Annotated in this window: 1 protein-coding gene; it reads left to right on the forward strand. The window is 72.5% G+C overall.

The window, feature by feature from the left end; translation table 11 throughout:
* Window positions 1-156: 156 nt before the first annotated feature.
* On the forward strand, window positions 157-1107 hold a 951-nt coding region (locus G6021_RS13155; RefSeq protein WP_347238971.1), incomplete at its 3' end, for a TIGR03857 family LLM class F420-dependent oxidoreductase.

Below are 1107 nucleotides of genomic sequence, written 5' to 3' on the forward strand. Positions count from 1 at the left end.
GGCAGCCCGGCGCAGCAGCCCGGCGCAGCAGCCCGGCGCGGCCCGGCGCGGCCCAAGGACCCAGCAATACCCACACCGGGCCGACGGCGTCTGCGGCAACACCCGGTGGTGGACTCCGCAGGCGGGCTAATGTGACACCTGTCACTCAATATCTGCGTGACCATCCACCGCCGGAAGGCGCCCATGCCCCACGCTGCAGCTGACCACCTCATGCCCGAGCTCGCCTGCTACGGACTCGCCGGGCACAGCGCGTCGCCGGCCGACCTCATCACAGAGGCCGCGCGCGCCGAGGAGTTGGGACTCGGGTCGATCCTGCTGTCGGAGCGGTTCGCCCTCAAGGACGCCGCGGTGATGGCCGGCGCTGCCGTGGCGGCCACCAGCCGGATCGGCGTGGGCACCGCGGCGACCAACCACAACACCCGGCATCCGCTGGTCACCGCCACCATGGCCACGACCCTGCACCGCATGTCGGGCGGGCGGTACGCCTTCGGGCTGGGCCGCGGCATCCCCATACTGTTCGACATCATGGGCCTGCCCCACGTCACGTCGGCGCAGCTCGAGGACGCGGTGGGGATCTACCGCACCCTGTGGCGGGGCGGGTCGGTGGCGGGGCACGACGGCCCGGCGGGGAGCTATCCCTATCTCGTGCAGGACCCCTTGTTCGACGAGGACATCCCGGTGCTGCTCATGGCCATGGGCGACAACTCGCTCCGGCTCGCCGGACGGATCGCCGACGGCGTGGTCCTGCACACCTTCATGTCCGACACCGCCGTCGCCAGATCCGTCCGGCTGGTCCGCGAGGCCGCCGAACGGGCCGGCCGCGACCCGGCGCAGGTGCGGATCTGGTCGGTGATGGCCACCATCGAGGACTCGCTCGACGAGACCGCGCGGCTGCGCAAACTCGTCGGCCGCCTGGCCACCTACCTCACCGGGTACGGCGATGTGCTGGTCCGGGTGAACGGCTGGGACCCGGCGGGCCTCGAGCGGTTCCGCGCCGACGAGCGCCTGTCCGCCCACTCCGGTGCGCTCGACGCGACCGACGACCTCGACATCCTGCGTCACGCCCGCGACGTGCTCCCGGACGAGTGGCTCGCCTGCGCCGCGGTC

This window comes from Dietzia sp. CW19 (genome assembly GCF_014145265.1).
Lineage (GTDB): Bacteria > Actinomycetota > Actinomycetes > Mycobacteriales > Mycobacteriaceae > Dietzia > Dietzia natronolimnaea.